At 50.5% G+C, this 21,845-nt stretch carries 19 protein-coding genes and 1 tRNA gene; 13 read left to right on the top strand and 7 right to left on the bottom strand.

Going from position 1 to position 21,845, the window contains the following annotated elements; translation table 11 throughout:
* The 4 genes from GZ59_RS14950 to GZ59_RS14935 all read left to right on the top strand — a co-directional run bounded on the left by GZ59_RS14950 (nt 1) and on the right by GZ59_RS14935 (nt 3,647).
* A complete protein-coding gene (locus GZ59_RS14950) occupies nt 1–771 on the top strand; it encodes an ABC transporter ATP-binding protein (protein ID WP_011094618.1) in 771 nt (256 codons plus the stop codon).
* Nucleotides 768–1,502, top strand: coding sequence for a molybdate ABC transporter substrate-binding protein (locus GZ59_RS14945; RefSeq protein WP_011094617.1), 735 nt, complete (start codon nt 768–770; stop codon nt 1,500–1,502). Before GZ59_RS14950 ends, GZ59_RS14945 begins: the two co-directional genes overlap by 4 nt.
* A gap of 120 nt (nt 1,503–1,622) precedes the next feature.
* Nucleotides 1,623–3,005: an ATP-dependent RNA helicase DbpA gene (dbpA, locus tag GZ59_RS14940; protein WP_011094616.1), complete on the top strand. Its 1,383-nt coding sequence runs from the start codon at nt 1,623–1,625 to the stop codon at nt 3,003–3,005.
* Nucleotides 3,006–3,074: 69 nt separating this feature from the next.
* The gene (locus GZ59_RS14935; protein WP_011094615.1) at nt 3,075–3,647 is read left to right on the top strand and encodes an alpha/beta hydrolase; all 573 of its coding nucleotides are present in this window, start codon (nt 3,075–3,077) and stop codon (nt 3,645–3,647) included.
* A gap of 104 nt (nt 3,648–3,751) precedes the next feature.
* Here the strand turns inward: GZ59_RS14935 and GZ59_RS14930 are convergent, their stop codons facing one another.
* Complete coding sequence (locus tag GZ59_RS14930) at nt 3,752–4,291, bottom strand: hypothetical protein (RefSeq protein ID WP_011094614.1); 540 nt, start codon at nt 4,289–4,291, stop codon at nt 3,752–3,754.
* Nucleotides 4,292–4,815: 524 nt separating this feature from the next.
* Here GZ59_RS14930 and GZ59_RS14925 point away from each other — a divergent pair.
* The 3 genes from GZ59_RS14925 to GZ59_RS14915 all read left to right on the top strand — a co-directional run bounded on the left by GZ59_RS14925 (nt 4,816) and on the right by GZ59_RS14915 (nt 6,984).
* On the top strand, nt 4,816–5,082 hold the full coding sequence (locus tag GZ59_RS14925; protein WP_039292877.1) for a hypothetical protein: 267 nt from the start codon (nt 4,816–4,818) through the stop codon (nt 5,080–5,082).
* A gap of 128 nt (nt 5,083–5,210) precedes the next feature.
* The gene (locus tag GZ59_RS14920; protein WP_039292874.1) at nt 5,211–5,972 is read left to right on the top strand and encodes a hypothetical protein; all 762 of its coding nucleotides are present in this window, start codon (nt 5,211–5,213) and stop codon (nt 5,970–5,972) included.
* 220 nt (nt 5,973–6,192) lie between these two features.
* Nucleotides 6,193–6,984 carry an NPP1 family protein gene (locus GZ59_RS14915; protein WP_039292871.1) on the top strand — a complete coding sequence of 264 codons (792 nt, stop codon included), beginning with the start codon at nt 6,193–6,195 and terminating at the stop codon, nt 6,982–6,984.
* A gap of 196 nt (nt 6,985–7,180) precedes the next feature.
* Here GZ59_RS14915 and GZ59_RS14910 read toward each other — a convergent pair whose 3' ends face one another.
* The gene (locus GZ59_RS14910; RefSeq protein WP_039292868.1) at nt 7,181–7,630 is read right to left on the bottom strand and encodes a GNAT family N-acetyltransferase; all 450 of its coding nucleotides are present in this window, start codon (nt 7,628–7,630) and stop codon (nt 7,181–7,183) included.
* 112 nt (nt 7,631–7,742) lie between these two features.
* On the opposite strand from GZ59_RS14910, the gene GZ59_RS14905 reads away from it, so the two are divergent.
* The gene (locus GZ59_RS14905) at nt 7,743–8,045 is read left to right on the top strand and encodes a 7(1) septoil knot domain-containing protein (protein WP_011094609.1); all 303 of its coding nucleotides are present in this window, start codon (nt 7,743–7,745) and stop codon (nt 8,043–8,045) included.
* Between the two features lie 120 nt (nt 8,046–8,165).
* Here the strand turns inward: GZ59_RS14905 and GZ59_RS14900 are convergent.
* Together GZ59_RS14900 and GZ59_RS14895 are read right to left on the bottom strand one after the other, a co-directional pair.
* Nucleotides 8,166–8,240 (bottom strand) — tRNA-Arg (locus GZ59_RS14900).
* A 76-nt stretch (nt 8,241–8,316) separates the two neighbouring features.
* Entirely contained in the window at nt 8,317–9,255 is a 939-nt protein-coding gene (locus tag GZ59_RS14895) for a formate/nitrite transporter family protein (protein WP_011094608.1), read from the bottom strand.
* Between the two features lie 617 nt (nt 9,256–9,872).
* Between GZ59_RS14895 and mlaA the strand changes: the two genes are divergently transcribed.
* Both mlaA and mqo read left to right on the top strand, forming a co-directional pair.
* The gene (gene mlaA / locus GZ59_RS14890; protein ID WP_011094607.1) at nt 9,873–10,634 is read left to right on the top strand and encodes a phospholipid-binding lipoprotein MlaA; all 762 of its coding nucleotides are present in this window, start codon (nt 9,873–9,875) and stop codon (nt 10,632–10,634) included.
* Nucleotides 10,635–10,996: 362 nt separating this feature from the next.
* Nucleotides 10,997–12,580 (top strand): malate dehydrogenase (quinone), encoded by a 1,584-nt coding sequence (mqo, locus tag GZ59_RS14885; RefSeq protein WP_011094606.1) that lies wholly within the window; start codon nt 10,997–10,999, stop codon nt 12,578–12,580.
* A gap of 133 nt (nt 12,581–12,713) precedes the next feature.
* On the opposite strand, the gene fadL is transcribed toward mqo, so the two are convergent.
* The gene (gene fadL, locus GZ59_RS14880) at nt 12,714–13,994 is read right to left on the bottom strand and encodes a long-chain fatty acid transporter FadL (RefSeq protein ID WP_039292865.1); all 1,281 of its coding nucleotides are present in this window, start codon (nt 13,992–13,994) and stop codon (nt 12,714–12,716) included.
* 388 nt (nt 13,995–14,382) lie between these two features.
* Between fadL and GZ59_RS14875 the strand changes: the two genes are divergently transcribed.
* The 3 genes from GZ59_RS14875 to fadJ all read left to right on the top strand — a co-directional run bounded on the left by GZ59_RS14875 (nt 14,383) and on the right by fadJ (nt 18,423).
* Nucleotides 14,383–14,679 (top strand): YfcZ/YiiS family protein, encoded by a 297-nt coding sequence (locus GZ59_RS14875; RefSeq protein ID WP_011094604.1) that lies wholly within the window; start codon nt 14,383–14,385, stop codon nt 14,677–14,679.
* A 238-nt stretch (nt 14,680–14,917) separates the two neighbouring features.
* Entirely contained in the window at nt 14,918–16,231 is a 1,314-nt protein-coding gene (gene fadI / locus GZ59_RS14870) for an acetyl-CoA C-acyltransferase FadI (protein ID WP_039292862.1), read from the top strand.
* Complete coding sequence (fadJ, locus tag GZ59_RS14865) at nt 16,228–18,423, top strand: fatty acid oxidation complex subunit alpha FadJ (protein ID WP_039292859.1); 2,196 nt, start codon at nt 16,228–16,230, stop codon at nt 18,421–18,423. Before fadI ends, fadJ begins: the two co-directional genes overlap by 4 nt.
* Here fadJ and GZ59_RS14860 read toward each other — a convergent pair.
* Both GZ59_RS14860 and GZ59_RS14855 read right to left on the bottom strand, forming a co-directional pair.
* Nucleotides 18,416–19,426, bottom strand: a complete 1,011-nt coding sequence (locus GZ59_RS14860; protein WP_039292855.1) for a Csu type fimbrial protein — start codon at nt 19,424–19,426, stop codon at nt 18,416–18,418. The genes fadJ and GZ59_RS14860 overlap by 8 nt on opposite strands.
* A 4-nt stretch (nt 19,427–19,430) precedes the next feature.
* Nucleotides 19,431–21,797 (bottom strand): fimbria/pilus outer membrane usher protein, encoded by a 2,367-nt coding sequence (locus GZ59_RS14855; RefSeq protein WP_039292852.1) that lies wholly within the window; start codon nt 21,795–21,797, stop codon nt 19,431–19,433.
* Nucleotides 21,798–21,845 lie beyond the last annotated feature (48 nt).

Below are 21,845 nucleotides of genomic sequence, written 5' to 3'. Positions count from 1 at the left end.
ATGCCGAGAATCAGGCTATCGACAGAAGCACTGGTGTATGGCTACCCGCAGGGGCAGGGCTTTTTTTCACCGTTAAATCTGTGCTGTCGGGAAGGCGAAATTACGGCGATTCTGGGTGCGAACGGCAGAGGGAAAACCACACTGCTGAATACGTTATTGGGAAACTTATCGCCGCTTTCCGGGACGATTCAGCGCGATGGGCACATCGGTTTTGTGCCACAAATATTTACCCCACCGTTTTCCTATAGCGTCTTGGATATGGTGCTGATGGGGCGGGCGGCGCGTGTTCGGCTGTTTGCTATGCCCTCTGCCCATGATATCCGCGTGGCTCAGAATGCGCTGACTCTGCTGGGAATCGCCTCGCTTGCCGAGTGTGAATTTAGCGCGTTGTCCGGCGGGCAACGGCAGCTCGTATTAATCGCGCGGGCATTGGCATCGGAGTGTCAGACGCTGATTCTGGATGAGCCGATGGCGGCGCTTGATGTGCAAAATCAGGCGCAGGTGCTGCGGTTATTACAGCATCTGGCTAAAACGCAACGTCTGAGTATCCTGTTGACCACACACGACCCAGCTCACGCCGTGATCATTGCAGAGCAGGCGCTGCTTCTTATGGATAATCAGCGCTATCTTTATGGCCGCTGTGATGACGTGTTGACGGAAGATAACCTATCTCGTCTGTACGGCATTCCGGTGCGTCAGGTTTACGTGGAAATGGCGCCGCAGCCGTATCGTGCGCTGATACCGATATTAACCATGACGGAGCCACAATGACCGATCCCCTTCGCCTGTATGCTGCTGGCAGCCTACGCCTCGCATTTGCTCCTTTGCTGGCGACATTCAGTGAACGTTATGCGGTGGAAGTGATACCGACTTTCGGCCCCGCGGGGCTGCTGAGTGAAAAAATGATGCGCGGTGACGCGGTGGATATTTTCGCATCGGCAAATTGCGCGCACCCTTTGCGCTTGAAAACGCGGGGACTGGCGGAGGAAACCGCCGTGTTTACGCGCAACCATCTTTGCATCGTCATGCGCAATGTACCGGAACTGACCTCGCAGTCTTGGTTGATGGCGCTGCTTGACCCTCGCTTTGTGCTGTCAACCTCAACGCCGGGCAGTGACCCCGGTGGGGATTATGCTTTTCAGCTCTTTGATCGCATTGAACGCCTGCATCGCGGATGGGGAAATCAGCTGCGCAACAAGGCGAAACCGCTGGTGGGTGGGGGACTAGACCATGCGATTCCGGCGGGTATGACGGCAGGGAGTTGCCTGATTCGGACCGGGCAGAGCGATATGCACATTGGCTATGCCAGCTATCTGCCATTGCTGCTCAATCAGCCAGATTTGCATGTGGTTCACTTACCCGATCCTTATCGCATTGATGCCGAGTACATGTTGGCCATCATGAAGCCAGCCCGGCGTGAAGCCCGACTGCTGGCGAACTATCTTTTATCCCCTGAAGGACAAGGTTTTTTGGTGAGTAAAGGATTCGTCTCGCTGTTTTAGTGGGGCTGCGGGAGGTAAATCGGTCAACGATGGCGAACTCTGCTATGATTGCGACATATCTGCGCCGTTCTTTGGCTCGGCGTCACCTTTCGTTATTTCGTCCTTGGTAGAGTAATCACTGTGAGTACAACCTCTTTTTCTTCCCTCGCGCTGCCGGCAGAGCAGTTATCCAATCTTAATGAACTGGGCTATACCGAAATGACGCCAGTCCAGGCGGCGACGCTGCCAGCCGTTCTGAGCGGCGCAGACGTGCGGGCCAAGGCGAAAACCGGTAGTGGCAAAACGGCGGCATTTGGGATTGGGTTGCTAGATCGTATTGTCGTCAGCGATTTTACCACGCAGGCGCTGGTGCTATGTCCGACGCGTGAACTGGCCGATCAGGTCAGCAAAGAACTGCGCCGTCTGGCGCGTTTTGCGCAAAACATTAAGATTTTGACACTGTGCGGCGGTCAGCCGATGGGGCAGCAGCTCGATTCACTGGTCCACGCACCGCACATTGTTGTCGGTACGCCGGGGCGTATTCAGGATCATTTACGCAAGCAGTCTCTGGCTTTAGATAGCCTGAAAGTGTTGGTGCTGGATGAAGCGGATCGCATGCTGGACATGGGCTTTACTGACGCCATTGATGATGTGATTTCCTATACGCCGTCCGATCGTCAAACACTGCTGTTTTCCGCTACGTACCCGCAAGAGATCGAACAGATCAGCGCACGGGTTCAGCGTCAGCCGCAACGTTTCGAAATAGCAGATGACGTGGAAGAGTCGGCCATTGAACAACGTTTCTATGAGACAACGAAAGATCAGCGCCTGCCGCTGTTGATTGCCATTCTGAGCCATTATCAGCCAGCATCCTGCGTGGTGTTTTGCAACACGAAACGTGATTGCCAGAGCGTATTTGAGGCACTGGAGATGCGCGGGATTAGCGTATCGGCATTGCATGGCGATTTGGAACAGCGCGACCGCGATCAGGTTCTGGTGCGTTTCTCTAACCGTAGCTGTCGCGTGTTGGTAGCAACGGATGTTGCGGCTCGCGGTCTTGATATCAAAGAGTTGGCGCTGGTGGTGAATTTTGAGCTGGCTTTCGATCCTGAAGTTCACGTTCATCGCATTGGCAGAACAGGCCGCGCGGGGACGCAGGGTCTGGCTGTGAGCCTGTGTACGCCACAGGAAATGAACCGCGCTAACCTGATTGAAGACTATATCGGTATGCGAATTAAATGGACATCGGCGGATGAGATTAGCCGCAGTGGTGATGTTGCGCTCGAACCTGAGATGATGACGCTGTGCATTGATGGTGGCAGAAAGGCCAAAATCCGTCCCGGCGATATTCTTGGCGCGTTAACTGGCGATGTAGGATTAACGGCAGCGGAAGTCGGGAAAATTGATATGTTCCCTCTACATGCTTATGTCGCAATCCGTAAAGACAGTGCTAAACGTGCGCTGCAACAGCTCCAGAAAGGCAAAATCAAAGGAAAAAGCTGTAAGGCCAGATTGTTAAAGTAACCGGTGGCTGATATACCAGACAGGGTAGGATGAGAGTCACTGGGTAACAGACAGGAGTGTTAAGGGCGGATGCAGACAACAGAAATCGATCTGCGGCTGACGGAAGTGAGCCAGCAGCTAACGATGGTGCTGGTGCCGGGATTGCGGGACAGCGATGACGAGCACTGGCAAAGCCATTGGGAACGGCGTTTTCCTCACTGGCAGCGTATACGCCAGCGGGAATGGTATCAGGCCGATCTGGATCGCTGGGTGTTGGCGATCCGCCGTGAGCTCAGTGTCTGTACACAGCCTGTGATTCTAATCGGCCACAGTTTCGGTGCGCTGGCCGCCTGCCATGTTGTGCAACAAGGGCAGGAAGGGATCGCGGGTGTTATGCTGGTGGCACCAGCCGAGCCCATGCGCTTTGAGATTGACGATCGTATTCAGGCCTCACCGCTGTCGGTTCCAACACTGACATTTGCCAGCCATAACGATCCGCTGATGAGTTTTACTCGCGCCCAATACTGGGCGCAGGCGTGGGATAGCGAACTGGTTGATGTGGGGGAAGCTGGACATATTAATGCAGAAGCGGGATTTGGTCCCTGGGAATATGGCCTGAAAAGATTAGCTGAGTTTTCGGAAATACTCATTCCTAATCGTTAATCGGCCGGTTTCCATCAAGTCGATATCTTAAACTATTAAGATAACGTTATATTTTTATTTAATGCCAGGGCAATGCGATTATCTGTCTTGGCATCTATTTATTATTAAGACAGCTCTTCTTGATCGCCTGAACCATGCAGCATTTCTTGAATCTGCTGATAAACTTCGGCGGCAGACAAATTGCTATATGACGTTTTACTCTCAAAATGTAATACCTGTTCACCACCAGAACTATGAAGAGCGCTCATGAGTGCCAAATCTTCCTGTGTGATGCGCTGTCCTGTATAGGCATCAAACATTTCAGAATTACCATCTGGGTATTTAATCACAGAAACCAGCTTGCCGTTGTACAAAGGAATACCCGTCGTTGCCAGAGAATATTCGGCTGCGGCTTTTTGCTGCGCCTTGATCTGTTCAGGTGGCTGGGCATCTTTCTCTTCAGTAGCGCGCTTCTTTTGAGAAGACAGCGTGACCTTCGTACTCTCGTTCGAGTCCGGCATATTTTGAGAGTCTGAGTTTGCTGATGTGTCGGTTTTATTACTTGGGCTGATGGCTGCAACGACAGTCGGATTTGCAGCCGCGCCAATAGGGGGCATGGTAGCCGGGGTCGTCGCACTCACGAGTTGAATATCTGGAATTACCACAGTATAACTCCTTCTTATATCTATTTAATGCTGGTAATGGTTTTTACCAGTGAGTTACTTCAGTGTGTTAAAACCACATACGTTAATGCCAAAATTGCTGAAATGTAGGTCACTGACGCAAGCAGGTTAATTACCTTCCTTGGAAGAGGCATCAATCTGCTGAGTATAATTTCCTATTATTCAACACCATGACGTTAAATAAATGGTTCAGTCAGAACACGGTTAATGTAAAACAGTATTTATGCCAAACACGATCTATGCAAAATGCAGTTGCATTAAAAACACCCTATCAAAAAAGGTATCGGCTATTTTTTTTGCTTCATTAATATCCAAAAGGCATAAGATTTAACTTTTTGATTACTAACCGTGTGATTTTTTGTGACCAAACATATCAGTTTTTAAAAAATAGATAACTATCATGGTATTAGCAGGGATCGGTAGTGCCTCATGCCATGTATGTGCTCTACAAGTGCGGGGGAACGCGATACACTGTTTTCCTTATCTTTGCTCTGTTAAGAAGTGCTATGCCCAGTATTAAACTGACGGTTAACTATTTGTATCGGCAATCAGGTGAAACGCGAGAAGCGTCACAGGCGACAGCCCGCGTATTTGCGGGTGATGATCTCATTGCTACTGAGGTGATTACCGGTATGACGGAAAGCCCAGTCGATAAGTATTTGCACTACTCAGGGCCTGAAAATCGGCCTGTCCGTGTTGAATGGGATTGTCAGGGCACAACCGTGATGACGGTTTCTACGGTGGAAATCTGCCCCTGCTGTCACCATGATTAGTTTAATATGCTGAAGTTGTGCGCTGCTTTTGAGCGATTCACTTTCATGATCGATACACTAAACAACGCGAGTTGCAGAAAACCAACGCACATGCGGCTTGAAGTATGACGGGTAGACAAGGTGAATGTATGAGATTAGCAGTATCAACCTTAATAGCCTGTGGACTGTTGACGGCAACATGGGAAGCGCATGCTGGCTGGTATGTCGTAAGCAATTACGAAGGCCACATTGGGCCTTATCCAGTACATTTTTCATTGCAGAAATACAGCTCAGACCAAGATAAAAATCTTCTCGGGAGCTATTTTTACGATAAATACCGAGCGCCGATTCCTCTGTATGGACGACTCACGGAAACGTCGCTTGAGATCTGCGAAATCCACTCCCCGCAGGATTATGATAAATATATCATTGAGGGCGTTAAGTCCGGTATCGATACAACCCACTGCCCGTTTAAATTGACGGAAATAGGGGAAGAACTCCGTGGCGAGTGGTCAAACGGAAAGGCACGTTATGATGTTAGTTTACGGCGTGTGGCATCCTTTGACGATAGCGAGCAACCCGCAAAGCTAGAAGGGCAGGTTGATATTCCTTTCTGGGGACAAACGGCGACGCATAGCTTCGTTGGGGTGTATCAAAACAGCGATACAGGGATGGTTGTTGAGGGAATCAAGGCGATCAATAAGAAGAGCGGCAATGTCGATCAACTTCTCAAACCTGATTTTCAGCAATGCCAGTTTGGTTTTTTCATGACACCAATTTATATGAATATTGAGAACGGTGTAGATAACCATAGCATTACGCTGAACTGCTATTCCCATGGTGGAGGCGATATTCTATTGGAATACCGTTTTGATGCAGGCAACCAGCATTATGACGTGGTTAGCGAGTAAAGATCCTAACGGGTTAGGATCTTTACTGATTTATTATATATAAATCACATGCATTATTTTGCAGGCTAAATATACAATGATTTATTGTTGTAAATAAATGATTTTTACTTCCCCCTCTTTCTTGTTAAAAGTATTCCTTCCTACACTTTCATTATGGTTACATTTTTTACTATTGATAGTGTTGATTTTAAAAGGACTATCCGTTGCCAAAGGAGTTAATATGCTTTCAGGAAAGAAAACGATTCTAGTATTCTCAATGTTGTTCGCCACTTTTTCTTCACATGCAGATAATTTCCCTAAATTGAACCAAGCGTTGCCATCCGGAATTGATGCACGAGCCATTGCGCCTGTATTTGATTTTGATACAGATGGTTGCCTTCCTAGCGCTGGAGTAAGTCGTAGCGGCGTACAGAATGGAGGGTTGAAACCATCAGGAAATATAACGGGTGGGTGCCGATGGAGTAACTTTCTCGACTCGTCAAATACATTGCATCGATACGCCTGTGTTAATTCTGCTGGATCTCGTTATTGCGGTAGCTTCTATGCGCTCTACTTTTTAAAAGACCAGATACTGAATGGTGTAAATTCAGGCCACCGCCATGATTGGGAACATGTGGCTATTTGGACTAAAAATGGTGTGGTGACGCACGGTAGCTACAGTGCACATGGTAAGTTAACGACCAAAGAGGCGTCGAGTATCGACAAGCAGGATGGTCATCTGAAATTTTCTTATCACAAAGATGGACCATTAACCCATGCTTTCCGCTTTTCTAAAACGAATGAACAAGCGGAAAATCCGTATAGAAAATTTGTCACGCCAGATCTTATCAGCTGGTACTCAATGCTTGGCGATGGTATTAATAATCAAGAGTTGCGTAACCTATTAAATGCGTTTGATTATGGTTCAGCTTCGATTCCTCTTAAAGACGGGAATTTCCTGACTAACCTGAATAATGGCCGCCCGGCCGGTTACCCAGAATTTACAGATGCCAGTATAACAGTATCGAAATAATCATGATAAGAGAGGTATGCTCAAACATACCTCTTTCTATTGTGGGGTATTTTCCTGTTTTGCGCTTCTCAATGTATTGAAACCTTTTAATGTTGGCTTCTCATTACTGATTGGGGACGTAATGCATGAGAAATAGCATCGGAGAAATAGCGGACAGGAAAGATATTTACCCTACGAAGGGGATGACACTCTAAAATTATAGTAAACGTTGGCTGCGCTTCATCTTTAATGCACTAGCAGAGCTATCAACGATCTTAAAACCTAAACGTTGGTAGAGCGTTATTGCCCTGTTGCCTTTCAAAACACTCAGCGTAACGGGGACATTGGCTTCATCCGCTTGCTGTAAAAATGTTTTTAATAACCACGCCGCGATGCCCTGTCCCTGGTAGGCCGGTAAAATCTGGATTTGTATAATAATCCACGCATTGTCGCCTTTATGTCGTTTGAATAATCCAATGCGTTGAGACCCCATCAGCACAATATAGGCGTCATTATAATGATATTTTATTCGCTGCCAGTGCGCCAAATCATCAGCAATAACGCCAGCTCTTTGAAGATGTTCATCCATCGCCGCACGGCGAAGCTCAAACAGGAACCGCTCGTCCTCCGGCGTAGCCAGACGAAGCGAGATATCGCGCCATTCCATATAACCTCCGTATTGTTAGATTAACGTCGTGTAAGCATCTATCTATATTGACAAAATCAGATAGTTACCATGAAATAATCTTCAGGAATATATATAAATCAAGGAAATAAATATGAGGCCTTTAGGTTTAGCATTGCTCTGTTGCGCTGTTCTTTTCTCGCCATTCTCCCTTGCTGTCGATGTATCTAAAGTGTATGGAAGAATTCAAATTGTTGATTCGTTTCCAGACTATAGGGTGCAGATTGTCAACGCGCACGAACACCTTAGAGTAGAAGAAGTTACCGCGTTTGCTAACCGAGCAGGGCAATGGAAAATTGTTGATAACTTTCCTGATTTTAAAATTCAGATTGTTGACGCTCACCCTGACTTCAAAATTAGACTCGTCGATAATTTCCCCGGTCCAAGCCGACGATAAGCGGCATTCTTATACCTATGTTGGTACAACATCGTAGTTTTTAGCCGACAACGTATATGATTTAATTTTATGATTTTATAGGGAAAAATAGAGTTTATTAAGGGCTTTTAGACGTGTGAATGGTGTCCCCAGCAGGAATCGAACCTGCAACTAGCCCTTAGGAGGGGCTTGTTATATCCGTTTAACTATGGAGACGTGAAGCGCGACCATTATACGCATTTTTGCTCTGAGAATAAGCACTTAACGGCGCGTTTGCTCAAAGTGTCGGCAATCAGCGTTTCTGTCGGTGTTCTTTTCCATCATTCTCATGCGCCTTTTGCCGTTTGGCGTGGGATGAACTGTTCATGTCATTACGAATTTGCGCATGGCTGATGAGTGCGAAAATAAAGGTACCGCCGATAATATTCCCCGCCAGTGTGGGCAAGGCAAACGGCCAGATGAACGCCTGCCAGGGGATGTGGCCAATGAACACAAGATAAAAAATCTCTGAGGCACCGGCCACGATGTGTGTGAGATCGCTGAAAGCAATCATCCAGGTCATGATGATGATAATCCACAGTTTGGCGGAGTAGGCGTGAGGCAGCATCCAGACCATAGTGGCAATAATCCAGCCAGAGACAACGGCGTTGGCGAACATCTCCGTTGGAGAGTTTTTCATGACCTTCATGGCGATCTCGACTAACGCCTCCCGCGTTTCACCATCAAAAACGGGCATATAGGTAAAGGCGAGGGCGGCCAAAGCTGTCCCGATCAGGTTACCTGTCAGCACGACGGACCATAGCCGACCAAGCAGGTGGAAATTGCTGCGTGTTGGCTTATGCATGATGGGAAGCACCGCCGTAACCGTGTTTTCGGTAAACAGCTGCTGGCGCGCCATAATGACAATTACAAAGCCGATGGTATAACCGAAACACTCCAGCAGAAAGCTGCCGGGTACGCCAACCAGATGGTTGTGGAGCATGCCGACGGCCATGAATGATGTTCCCATGGAGATTCCCGCCGCAATCGCCGACCACAATAACGCCATCGCATCGCGTTCCAGCTCCTTTTGTCCTTCCTGACGAATCTCCTCATGGATCGCGGCAGCAGGGGAAGGTAAATGTTCTTCGTCAACATCGATCGCTTTTCCTTGCGTGCTTTCCTCACTCTCTACCGCAACGTCGTTTTCTTTCTCTTGCCGGGTCTGCTTGGATTCTGAAGGCGGGTTCATAGCGGTCCTCTCGACGATCGTGCTGATTGGTGCTTGGGTAATGGCGCTGAAGTTGCGGGTGTGAGCACCGACAACCCCGATGATAAGCGTAGTCAGTTTTTACAACTTGGGACGCCGCGCGTGATTCACTGATTTAGGTGGGCAGTGCTATGCTGTGAGAGGAATAATGAAATGCTGTGCTGTTGTCCACGCTGGAACGCGTGTCGTAACGATAGCGCGTGTTGTCCCCATAAGAAAAAATGGCAAGCCTCTGAAATGTAGTAATGCGTAAGCCAACGTAGCGATAGATCAATAAAATGTTACACTGTTGGCCGATATCCCGTCCTTGTCACTCAGCCTTATAGGCTAGTGCTGATACTGGGAATACCCATTTTCGGTCACGGGTATATACCCTAAATAATTCGCGTTGCGGGCCGGCGGTAAGTGAAGGAATCCCGATGAGCTTACTCAAGTAAGTGATTCGGGTGAGTGACAAATCTGCCAGAGGTAGATTTGAACGCTGCGTGCAGCGGCCCCAACGGGGCGAGGTGCACGTAAGTGTGCCGAGTAACGTAACCAACACACACGCAATGTGAAGTATGACGGGTATAGCGCACTATAAATCAGGGAGAACAGATATGAATTACCGCCTGAGTGGGGTGGTGTTTGCCAGCGTGTTACTCATCGGCTGCGCCAGTTCCGGGGATCGCGCTCAAGAAGGACGTTCTGATCCGCTTGAAGGCTTTAACCGTACCATGTTCAACTTCAACTACGACGTGCTGGATCCGTATGTGGTACGTCCAGCGGCTGTTGCCTGGCGCGATTATGTGCCGACGCCTGCGCGCAACGGACTGGGGAACTTCTTCAACAACCTGGAAGAGCCTGCAACGATGGTGAACTACTTCGTTGAAGGCAAGCCGTATAAAGCGATGATTCACTTTAACCGCTTTTTCCTGAATACCTTGCTCGGGATGGGCGGTCTGATTGACGTGGCATCGATGGCTAATCCTAAACTGGCGAAAGAAGAGTCTCGCCGCTTTGGTAGTACGCTGGGTAATTATGGTGTGGGATACGGGCCTTATGTGGTGTTGCCCGGCTACGGTAGCGTAACACCACGTGAAGACGGCGGTGGCGTAGCGGATACACTATATCCGATGCTGAGTTATCTGACGTTCTGGATGTCTGCTGGCAAGTGGGCTATCGAGGGACTGGAAACGCGAGCACAGCTGTTGGATTCTGATGGTTTACTGCGTAATTCTTCCGATCCTTACCTGATGATACGCGAAGCCTATTTCCAGCGGCACGATTTCCTCGCCAGCGATGGGCAAATCGCCCCGCAGCAGAACCCGAATGCCGCCGCGATTGAAGACTCGCTCGACGAGATCGATTCAGCGAAGTAGCGTTGCGCATTATCACTCATCTCAAAGGCACCTGCGGGTGCCTTTTGTTTTTATAAAATACGGCTAAACTTATTTTTACCATGATGATTCTGTGGTTTGTTTCTTAAAAGTTATTACTTTGTTGTTCATTTATTTACTTACTAAAATTTATTTCTTCCCGTCAGATAACAATAATGTAACGTCATTAACCAGTACGGATGCTCATCGTGGCTGAAATGCGTCAGCGTGCTGATTTTTTTGTTAGCAAGGTGATTAACAAAAAGGTCATAAGAACGATGCTTTTTACTCATAGTGGTGCACTCATGTGTTAATGAATGCCTGGAATTCTATTTACCTGCACTGATAAAAATAGAGATATAAGCATGAAAAAACTACTTGCTATGTTCTTCTGCCTGAGCGTGGTGGTCAGCGCCCCACTGGCTATGGCTGAAGATGCTAAAACGACAGAGAAGACAACGGACGTGGTACTGATCGGCGGGGGCATTATGAGCTCTACGCTAGGCGTGTATTTACAGGAGCTGCAACCAGACTGGTCTATCGACATGGTTGAGCGTATGGATAACGTGGCGGAAGAGAGCTCTAACGGCTGGAATAATGCCGGTACGGGTCACTCGGCCTTCATGGAACTCAACTACACGCCGGATAATCCCGACGGCCCTATCAATATCAGCAAAGCGCTGGAAATTACCGAAGCGTTTGAGATTTCGCGCCAGTTTTGGTCCTATCAGGTGAAAAACGGCGTGCTGAATAATCCGCATGCTTTCATCAACAGTGTGCCGCACATCAGCTTTGTCTGGGGTGACGAGAACACGGCCTTCCTGAAACACCGTTATGATGCGATGCAGCACAGCACGCTGTATCGTGGCATGGAGTTCTCTGACGATCCCAATACGATCAAAGAGTGGGTTCCGTTGGTGATGGAAGGTCGCGATCCGGCTCAGAAGATTGCTGCAACCCGTATGCCTATCGGTACCGATGTGAACTACGGTGAAATCACGCGTCAGCTGGTTAGCGCGATGAAAACCAAGTCCAACTTTGCGCTGCACCTGAATTCAGAAGTCCGTGATATCAAACGTAACGCGGACAACACCTGGAGCGTAACTTACGCCGATCTGAAGAACGGTGAAAAAGAGAGCGTGATTAAGGCGAAATTCGTCTTTATCGGTGCGGGTGGCGCGGCACTGAAACTGTTGCAGAAATCCGGAATTCCTGAGGCCGATCTATACGGTGGCTTCCCGGTTGGCGGCGAATTCCTGGTGACAGAAAATCCGGAAATCGTGAAACGCCACATGGCAAAAGTGTACGGTAAAGCTTCTGTAGGTGCGCCACCGATGTCTGTTCCGCATCTGGACACCCGTATTTTTGACGGCAAGCCAGTCCTGCTGTTCGGGCCGTTTGCCACTTTCTCCAGCAAGTTCCTGAAAAACGGTTCACTGTGGGATCTGATCGGTTCCGTGACCTTCTCCAACGTGATGCCAATGACGCACGTCGGTCTGGATAACTTCGATCTGGTGAAATATCTGGTCAGTCAGGTCATGATGGATGACGACGATCGTTTCGCTTCGTTGCAGGAATACTTCCCGAACGCGAAGAAAGAAGACTGGAGACTGACGGTTGCAGGTCAGCGTGTTCAGGTTATCAAGAAAGATGATGATAAAGGCGGCGTGCTGAAGCTGGGTACTGAGATTGTCAGTTCGCAGGATGGCTCGATTGCCGCTCTGCTGGGCGCCTCTCCGGGCGCTTCTACCGCAGCGCCGATTATGCTGAGCCTGCTGGAAAAAGTGTTTAAAGATAAAGTAGCGACGCCGGAATGGCAGAGCAAGCTGAAAGAGATTGTACCGTCTTATGGTCAGAAGCTGGACGGTAATATTGAGATGACCAATAAAATTCGCAGCTACACCAGCAGTACGCTGGGTCTGGATTATATTGAGGTTAAGCCTGAGTAATCGGTATTAACCGGATCACACTATCTAAGGCCGCGAAAGCGGCCTTTTTTGTGTCTTCGCCTAGGTACATACGGACAAATAAAAAAGCAGGTAAGTTGCCTTACCTGCTTTTATTTAGAAATTCGTAGGTTATTTAGAACGCATAGTTGAAGTTCACGCCGTACAGCCAGGCTTTACCCTCAGAGCTGAAGTTGTACGTTGGAGACGTTGCAGTTGGGCCTTTTTCGGTGATGGTAACTTTTTTACCATGCATGTAGGACACGCCAACATCAACAGAGGCATCTTTGTTAAACGCATAGGTAGTACCTGCGCTCAACCAGAAACGGTCCTGATCGGGGATGGAGATAGAACGTCTGTCGGCCGGTACCGGGCTGTCATCAAACGCAATACCACTACGGAACGTCCAGTTATCGTCGTGATAGTAGGTGGTGCCGAGTGCGATACGATAAGCATCACGGAAGTTTTCTTCTTTCTGGAACAAGGTTTGTCCATTGCTACCCGTTGCTTTCAATTCTTGGAACTGGCTCCAACTGGTGTAGGTCAGGCTGTAGTGTACCGCCCATTTCGGCGCTACGCGATGATAGGCCGATGCTTCCCACATTTCCGGCAGATTTAGCGTCAGTTTACCAGGCACTGTTGCGCCATTAAGCGCTCCTGCTCCTGCGGGCAGTTGGTTACTGTAGTCACCATTAAAGTCGATATCGACTTTAGAGCGGTAGGTTAGGCCGATGCGATTGTTTTCATCTACTTCGTACAGGATGCCGGCGTTCCAGCCGTAGCCCCACTCTTTACCTTCCATACGTGATATTTCTGTACGGGGAGTCACACCTAGAGCAGGAGGAAATGCAGCGGACAGCTCCCCTGCATGACGCACAAACTTGGCATCGGCATAGACGGCGTTAACACCTAAACCAAAGCTGAAATGCTGGTTCAGGCGATAGGCGGCGCTCAGGTTCAGGTTCGAGGTCAGCAGATCGGTTTGACCGCCGATAGAGCCAGCTACATAGTTGTCATTAAACTCAGTCGCCAGACCATAGTTGGTTACCGCAGAAGCACCAATCGCCCACTGTTCGTTAAGCGGCATAATAAAATGCAGGTTCGGCACCCAGGCATGTGGTGCGATATTTTTCGCATCAGCATTTTGCCCAGATGAACTTGAACCACTGATATCAATATCTGGGTTGATATAGGTGACACCACCAGAGAACGATGGGCGGTCAAACATGGTCATGGTCGCCGGGTTACGGCTACCGGAGGTCGCATTGTCGGCTACGGCACCTTCACCAGAAAACGCGCGTCCCAGACCCGATGATGAGTATTCATTAAGCTGGAAACCAGCCGCGGACACATTTGCTGAAAACAGGGCCACCGCAACAGCAATTGTGGATTGTTTGAACAGGTTTTTCTGGCTCATGACCAAAACCTCTTTATATGCTTGTTATTTAACGTTGTTACACAAAGTAACAAGGGACGCGCATTGTAGGGGGCGCACTCAGCCTGACAAATCAGACCAGTTGGCAAAGTATAAGTTGGGAATACAATAATGTTGCGCTTGTGTATCCGAAATATTTCTAAAATGATGCAAAATTTAGATCTGCTTAACGGTTTGGTTAATTTGTGTGAGGAAATATTACTCAGCCTTCACTGCTCAATAACACATTAATGTGACTGATATCACTAAAATTGCTGGCTAGCATGAAGTGCTGGCACTGATTTGGGATGAGGGAGTAAAATATAAGGAAGATAAAAATTTTTGAACTGGATCAAATCTCCTGCGTCTTAAGTCTTAAGAGGAAAGCATCATGACGAACGTAATCAACAAATGCAGTGCTGAAGAAACCGCAGCCTGCTGCTGTGTCGATGTCGGCACAATCATGGATAACACAGATTGCACGGCATCTTACAGCAACGTGTTCGGCGATCGTTCTGACGCGGAAGCGACATTAGCGGCCCTGACGGAAAAAGCGCGTGCGGTAGAGTCTGAACCTTGCGAAATCGCTAGCACGCTGGAAGACGTAGACGGCGGCGTTAAGCTGGACATTGATTTTACGTTCAGCTGTCAGGTTGAAACGATGATTTTCCAGCTCGGCCTGCGTTAACTTTTGTGTTGGCAGGAGCCCTTCCGCGGCTCCTGTTATTGCTTCCTTTCCCTAACTTATCGCCTGACCTCTGTTTCTTCTCTTCTTGCCGTTTCTTCATCTTTTTTGTTCGTCGCTACTTGCATGCTCTTCACACTTTTATGTTGCGCGGCTTTGCGTAATGTAACTATCTGGTTAACAATGAAATCAGGTCTGACCTGTTGTGCGCGTACTTTATTTTCGGTTAACAGGAGCGTTTATGAGTGAGGTATTACCTCTGATAACCCGCCGTGGCGATCGCATTGTGTTCGTGAGCGGATTACGCACCCCATTTGCCCGGCAGGCAACGGCCTATCATGGCGTACCTGCCATTGAGTTAGGGAAGCTCGTCACCAGTGAGTTACTGGTTCGAACCGGTATCGATCCTGAGCTGATCGAGCTATTGGTGTTCGGGCAGGTGGTCCAAATGCCTGAAGCGCCGAATATCGCCAGAGAGATCGTGCTTGGTACGGGCATGAGCGTGCATACCGATGCGTATAGTGTTTCCCGCGCTTGTGCCACCAGCTTTCAGGCTGTCGCTAATGTGGCAGAAAGCATTATGGCGGGTACGGTGGAAGTCGGTATTGCCGGGGGCGCGGATTCCTCTTCTGTGCTGCCCATTGGCGTCAGTAAAGCGCTGGCCAGAACGCTGGTGGATATGAACAAGGCCCGAACGCTGGGCCAGAAGTTGACGTTGTTGAGCGGCCTGCGTCCGAAAGATTTGCTCCCGGTTGCGCCCGCCGTGGCGGAGTATTCCACCGAGCTGCGTATGGGCGATACCGCGGAACAGATGGCAAAAACCTACGGCATCACGCGTGAAGAACAGGATGAACTGGCACATCGCTCACACAGGCTGGCAGCACAGGCCTGGGAATCTGGCGTGCTGCGGGATGAAGTGATGACGGCTTACGTCCCCCCTTACGAGAAGGCGTTGAGTGAAGATAACAACGTGCGGCATGACTCCGCCATAGAGCAGTATTCGCGTTTACGTCCGGCGTTCGATCGCCGACACGGTACGGTGACGGCGGCAAACAGCACGCCGCTAACGGATGGCGCAGCGGCAGTCTTGATGATGAGTGAATCCAAGGCCAAAAGTCTGGGGCTTACGCCGCTAGGCTATCTGCGCAGTTATGCCTTCAGCGCCATCGGCGTGCAGCGTGATATGTTGTTGGGGCCTGCCTATGCTTCCCCGCTTGCGCTGGCAAGAGCGGGTGTGGCGTTGGCCGATCTAACGCTCATTGATATGCACGAAGCCTTTGCTGCCCAGACGCTGGCAAATCTGAAGCTGTTTGCCAGCGATGAATTTGCTCGGAATCAATTGGGCAGAAATGCCGCGCTGGGTGAGGTGGATCGCGCTAAGTTCAACGTACTGGGTGGCTCTATTGCCTATGGGCATCCTTTTGCTGCCACTGGCGCGAGGATGATTACCCAAACGCTGAATGAACTGCGTCGTCGCGGTGGCGGGCTGGGATTAACCACCGCCTGCGCGGCGGGCGGGCTGGGCGCTGCAATGGTACTGGAGGTGACGCCATGAACGATCAACAGCCTTTCTCCGTTACAGCATCGCCTACAACGGAAAAAACATCTGCATTTTCCCTCACCATTCGGCCGGACAATATCGGTGTGATCAGCATTGATGTCCCCGGCGAGAGGGTGAACACGCTAAAGAGCGAATTTGCAGAACAGATCCTCTCGGTCTTTGAGTTGGCGCGGCAGCATGCGACGCTCAGGGGACTGATTTTTATTTCCGCCAAGCCTGATTCGTTTATTGCTGGTGCGGATATCACCATGTTGAATAAGTGCAGCAGCGCCGAGCAGGCCGAAAATCTAGCCAAGCAAGGGCAGGAAACGTTTGAGCAGATTGCAGCGTTACCTTTCCCCGTGGTGGCTGCGATTCATGGTGCTTGTTTAGGTGGTGGGCTGGAATTGGCATTAGCCTGCGACTATCGCGTTTGCTCGCTGGATGAAAAAACGGTGCTTGGGCTACCGGAAGTACAGCTTGGCCTCCTTCCCGGATCGGGCGGAACGCAGCGTTTGCCACGTTTGATTGGTCTGGATAGCGCACTGGATCTTATTCTGACGGGTCGCCATCTCCGGGCGGGTCAGGCGCTACGGCAGGGGCTGGTGGATGAGGCGGTTCCGCACGATATTCTGCTGGATACGGCAGTCGAGATTCTCAAAAAAGGAAAACGCAAAGCGGTGCCGCTGGGCTGGCGTTCGCGTCTGCTGAACAGTCCGGGTATTCGTCATTTGCTTTTCAAAATGGTGAAACGCAAGACTCGCGCGAAAACACATGGCAACTATCCCGCTACTGAAAAGATCATTCAGGTGGTACGCCGGGGAATAGAAAAAGGCCGGGAAGAAGGGTATCGGCATGAGGCGCGAGCGTTTGGAAAACTGGTGATGACGCCGGAGTCTGCCGCACTACGCCACTTGTTTTTTGCCACTAACGCATTAAAGAAAACCTCCGGTGCGGCCTCTGAGGCGAAGCCGATCCATCGTGTCGGCATTCTGGGTGGCGGGTTAATGGGCGGAGGGATCGCCAGCGTGACGGCAACGCGCGGGCAGTTGCCTGTGCGTATTAAAGATATCAATGAGCAGGGTATTAACCATGCGTTGAAGTACAACTGGCAATTATTGACCAAGCGCGTTCAGAGTAAACGGATGAAGCCGACGGAGCGCCAGCGTTTGATGACGTTGATTTCCGGCAGTACGGACTATCGTGGTTTTGAACATGCAGATATCGTCATTGAAGCGGTCTTCGAAGATCTGGCACTGAAGCGGCAAATGATTACGGAGATTGAAGATCATGCCGCGCCGCATACCATTTTCGCATCCAATACCTCCTCGTTGCCGATCCATCAAATCGCGGAGGGCGCGCGTCGTCCACAACTGGTTGTTGGCCTGCACTATTTTAGCCCGGTAGATAAAATGCCGCTGGTTGAAGTCATTCCCCACGCGCACACCAGCGCGGAGACGGTTGCGACGACGGTTGCCCTGGCGAGAAAGCAGGGAAAAACCGCGATCGTCGTGGGAGACAGCGCTGGTTTCTATGTGAATCGCATATTGGCACCTTACATCAACGAAGCGGCTTACTGCCTGTTGGAAGGGGAGCCGATTGAATCGATTGACTATGCGCTGGTGCGTTTTGGTTTCCCCGTCGGCCCGCTAGCGCTGCTGGATGAAGTCGGTATTGATGTCGCGACCAAAATTGTACCGGTACTGAGTGAAGAACTCGGCGATCGTTTTACCTCCCCGCCAGCGTTTGATGCGATCCTGAAAGATGGGCGCAAAGGGCGCAAGAATGGCAAAGGGTTCTATCGGTACAATAAAACGCGCCGTTTCTGGCACTCGGGGAAAGAAGTCGACAGCTCGGTTTATCCGTTGTTGGATGTGACACCGAAGGCGCATATCGATCCTGCATTAATCAGCCAGCGTGCCGTGATGATGATGTTGAATGAGGCGGCGCGTTGTCTGGATGAAGGCGTGATTCAATGTGCTCGTGACGGTGATATCGGTGCAGTATTTGGCATTGGTTTCCCGTCTTTCCTCGGCGGTCCGTTCCATTATATGGATCGTCTGGGGATGGAAACGGTAGTGAAAACGCTATTGGTACTGCAACAACAGTATGGCGATCGGTTCGCACCCTGCGAGTGTTTACTCACGATGCGGGAAGGCCAGCGGACGTTCTATCCGCCAGCCGGTGAAGACGGTAGGACTAGTTGATCGTGACGTTGATTGTGACGGTGTCTTTATACGTCCCTTCAGGCTTGCTGGCTTGACTGGCGTTAATGCGGGCGGTGTACGGGATATTCTGCGTAATCCCCGTTCCCGCGCCGCTATAATCGTTAGTCTCGGTCCAGGCGATGTTCCCGGTACGATAGAGCTGATATTGCAAGTAGTAAGGCGTACTACCGACAGTGGCCGTCATTCTGCGCCAGTTGGCATCGTCGGGATGGGTACTGACGAGCTTGACGGTATACGCGCCCAGCAGCGTACAGCGAACGCCGAGATTATTGTTGACCGCTGCGAAATTGGCGGGAAATGCTGCCGTACCAAAGCTGATATTTGGCGCGCTGGTGATCTGGCAATCATTGGTGATGTTCATGGTGATATTGAGCGTTGAGGTCGTTGATCCCTCATCGTAAGAGCAGAGGCCCAATATGCCCAGTGCACAAAGTCGGTAATCCCATTTGATCGTCACCGTGTCGGTATAGGTCCCGGCGGAAACGTTGCTGCCTATACTGGTGCGGATATAGATCGGCATCGTGCCGTCAGTGGAGTTGAACAGACCGAGTATGTCCAGAAAGGTCGTCCGACTCCAGGTGTAGGTCGAGTTGATGTTATAGAGCGTACCGCAGCCCGAATCCATACACAGGCTGTAAGGAACATAGTCTGTGGTTGTCCCTCTACGCATCCGCATGGTGGTGCCGCTGGGGTTGCTGTCACTCTGTATCGTAGCGGTGATGGTATTGGTACTTGCTAAACTCAACACACTCCCCGTACAGCGAAATCCACTTCCCGATGCCACGACCTGTGGCGTACCGTTAACGCCGACAACGGAAGAACCATAAGGCCCCAGCACGGTGTTGCTGGGCGGCGTGGTACAGGCAGCGTGGCTAAATGGTGCGTAATACAGTGCCATAAGCAGGAAAGCCAGCTGTAACCAACGGGCGGACCGCCGGTCGGTGGCGAAGAGGTGCTGGATCTGCGGTATCGGGGTCAGCATCGTTTTATCCTTTTGAGTCAGTCTGGCAGGTAAGCGGGCCGATGGTCGCCATCATGGCCTGTGATTCCGGCAGTGAGAACGCCACGCGGCAAAGCCGTCCGTCTTCTTGTTTAAAGCGTAAGCGGTTAGACGTCCCCAGATTGGTGAAGTAGGCCAGGCCATCGTAGCCGCTGATCGTGGTGTTGCCGCTGGCTTCGTCAGTTATCCAGGTGCCGATGGTGAGAGGATTACCGTCCGTATTGCGCAGCATAATGTTGGCGGAGCGCACGACATGAACGGGAAATGTCACGACAGTGCCGCTGCCTTCTTTTACCGACACACGGGATTCCACCTGTGGGGTAGTGACGTTGGCTGGCAGTTGTAACGTATCGATTTCCACTTTCGCGGGGTAATTGGACGCGACCCAGGGGACGAGTAAATGGCCGCGTTTATTGGTTTTCCCTACCAGTTGGTTTTCGTACCTTACCGGGACGTCAGGATATCCCTCGGTATCGACAACAATAAAAGCGTCGTTAATACGATTGCTAGGGAAAAGCCCCCCGTTCATGTAGATCAGCGAACCGCTCAGCTCTCCCCACTGAGTGGTATTTCCTGCATTGCCATAGGTTCCGCCAGCTACCATCGCATAAGGGCCGCGCCAGTTCAGCGAACCTTGATGATAGGGAGTCCTTCCTGCACCATACGCGGCGTTCCAGCCGAACCCGCCTTCTGTCGGCGTGGTACGGTTCACCCCGACTCGCGGGGAATAATCGCCATTGTTGTCGCGCTGAACCCCAGCATTGACGCTGCCATTGTTGCCAAAAGGCATCACGAACTGGAGTTGGGCGCTGTAGCCGTTTTCTCCCAGCGCTTTGTTAAAGGCGAGATAGATGGAACTGCCTTGCCACAGCTGTCGGCTGAAAGAGAAATTCAGCAGGCGAGTCCGGGTTGAATCGTAGGCGCGTATATCGAAATAACCCACGCCGAACGAGCCATTGCCGTCACCGAATATTTGGCTGCTGATCGTTGCCTGATTGCTTTCTCGGCTTAGACGACCTCCCGTGAGTATGGCCGTTAAATCACGGTATTCTTCGCTGCGCGTGGCATGCTGAACGTTCAGGCCAAATGAGGAGGTGTAGTAGGAATAGCCCGTTGTGTATTGGTGTCCGGTGGCTTCCTGTTCACTCTGACTGTAGGACGAACTCAGTGTCCCCCAGCGTCCGAGGGTAAAATCCGCCCCTGCACCAAGCAGAGATAGATCCTTCACTGCTTCGCCATGTGCCGACACCGTGAGTTTATTGGTCAAGCCATACCGATAGATGCCGCTGACGGTCGGATCGTCAGTATAGGAATTATTCTGTACGCCATAATCCTGACGTAAAACGCCAACGGACAGATCGAAATCGCTTAACCCCTCTCTCAGCAATGCGTTGGAGACGTAAAAAGGGATCGTGGTGGAAACCTGCCGTCCTTGGGCGTCTGTAGTAATGACGGTCGCTTCCCCTGCGCCGTTCAGATAAGGCGTATTCGTTAGGGTGAAAGGACCGGCATTCAGGCTGGTGCTATTCGCTTTATAGCCATTGATAAATAGGTCCAGCGTGCTGGGCACGGCGGCCGTACCAGTATATTGCAGCATGGGATAGGTCACGATATCCGGGCGAAGACCAAAATTGCGAGCGATACGCAGGCCGCCCATACGCACCGAGTTGCTCCACGTTAGAGAGTTGCTAATCAGGTCGCCAACCTGATAGGTGATCATGCGTTCGTTATCGTTGTAGCGCCAATAGGTATCGAAACGCTGATAGCCATCTTGCTGTGTGTTACTGCTGCCTGATGTGAAATAGTAGATTCCCGTATTGGATAAGGTTCCGTAGGGGCTGAAAAAGCGCTGCTCCATCCAACTGCTGAGCGAATCGGAATTGCTGCTGGGGGCGGTGTAATACAGGTTATAGTTGAATAACAAACCGGGGCTGCTGCGGGCTGGGTAATGCTCCATGTTTTGCCCTCCGCCTTCAACGGATTGCTCTGGTAGCCAATATGTGGGCACGGTGAGCTTTAGCTGCTGTATAGCCTGATCGTAATCGGCAGTGACCTCTGGCAGTGTGCTGACATTGACGAGCCCCGTGCTTTGATCGGGTAGGCGGACGTAATTCGAACGCAGCGTTGCTGCATCCACATAATAGTTCCCTGCGCGATAGGTGACAGGGACAACCTCGTCATCACCCTGTCCATTAACAGAAAGCGTTAAATAATAAACGGACTCACTGACTGAGGGCATGGCGCGGGGAGGGGCGGGAAGATCGGTATAGTCTTCCGCGAGAATCGTCGCAGAATACAACAGCGCAAACGAGGCATACATGAGCAGGGGCAAGACACCTGTTTTGATCATCATGCCTGACCTCACCATGGCCGCATGGTCAATAAATCTGCCTCTGCCGTT

The sequence above is a fragment of the Pectobacterium atrosepticum genome, assembly GCF_000740965.1.
In the GTDB taxonomy this organism is placed as follows: Bacteria; Pseudomonadota; Gammaproteobacteria; order Enterobacterales; family Enterobacteriaceae; genus Pectobacterium; species Pectobacterium atrosepticum.
This window is presented reverse-complemented; position numbering and strand designations above follow the sequence as displayed.

Coding starts and splice junctions, on each gene's coding strand:
- fadL (WP_039292865.1), bottom strand. CDS start 13,994: ATGAGCCAGAAAAACCTGTTCAAACAATCCACAATTGCTGTTGCGGTG.
- GZ59_RS14950 (WP_011094618.1), top strand. CDS start 1: ATGCCGAGAATCAGGCTATCGACAGAAGCACTGGTGTATGGCTACCCG.
- fadI (WP_039292862.1), top strand. CDS start 14,918: ATGAGTGAGGTATTACCTCTGATAACCCGCCGTGGCGATCGCATTGTG.
- GZ59_RS14855 (WP_039292852.1), bottom strand. CDS start 21,797: ATGATGATCAAAACAGGTGTCTTGCCCCTGCTCATGTATGCCTCGTTT.
- mqo (WP_011094606.1), top strand. CDS start 10,997: ATGAAAAAACTACTTGCTATGTTCTTCTGCCTGAGCGTGGTGGTCAGC.
- GZ59_RS14935 (WP_011094615.1), top strand. CDS start 3,075: ATGCAGACAACAGAAATCGATCTGCGGCTGACGGAAGTGAGCCAGCAG.
- fadJ (WP_039292859.1), top strand. CDS start 16,228: ATGAACGATCAACAGCCTTTCTCCGTTACAGCATCGCCTACAACGGAA.
- mlaA (WP_011094607.1), top strand. CDS start 9,873: ATGAATTACCGCCTGAGTGGGGTGGTGTTTGCCAGCGTGTTACTCATC.
- GZ59_RS14905 (WP_011094609.1), top strand. CDS start 7,743: ATGAGGCCTTTAGGTTTAGCATTGCTCTGTTGCGCTGTTCTTTTCTCG.
- GZ59_RS14915 (WP_039292871.1), top strand. CDS start 6,193: ATGCTTTCAGGAAAGAAAACGATTCTAGTATTCTCAATGTTGTTCGCC.
- GZ59_RS14945 (WP_011094617.1), top strand. CDS start 768: ATGACCGATCCCCTTCGCCTGTATGCTGCTGGCAGCCTACGCCTCGCA.
- GZ59_RS14875 (WP_011094604.1), top strand. CDS start 14,383: ATGACGAACGTAATCAACAAATGCAGTGCTGAAGAAACCGCAGCCTGC.
- GZ59_RS14860 (WP_039292855.1), bottom strand. CDS start 19,426: ATGCTGACCCCGATACCGCAGATCCAGCACCTCTTCGCCACCGACCGG.
- GZ59_RS14895 (WP_011094608.1), bottom strand. CDS start 9,255: ATGAACCCGCCTTCAGAATCCAAGCAGACCCGGCAAGAGAAAGAAAAC.
- GZ59_RS14920 (WP_039292874.1), top strand. CDS start 5,211: ATGAGATTAGCAGTATCAACCTTAATAGCCTGTGGACTGTTGACGGCA.
- GZ59_RS14910 (WP_039292868.1), bottom strand. CDS start 7,630: ATGGAATGGCGCGATATCTCGCTTCGTCTGGCTACGCCGGAGGACGAG.
- GZ59_RS14925 (WP_039292877.1), top strand. CDS start 4,816: ATGCCCAGTATTAAACTGACGGTTAACTATTTGTATCGGCAATCAGGT.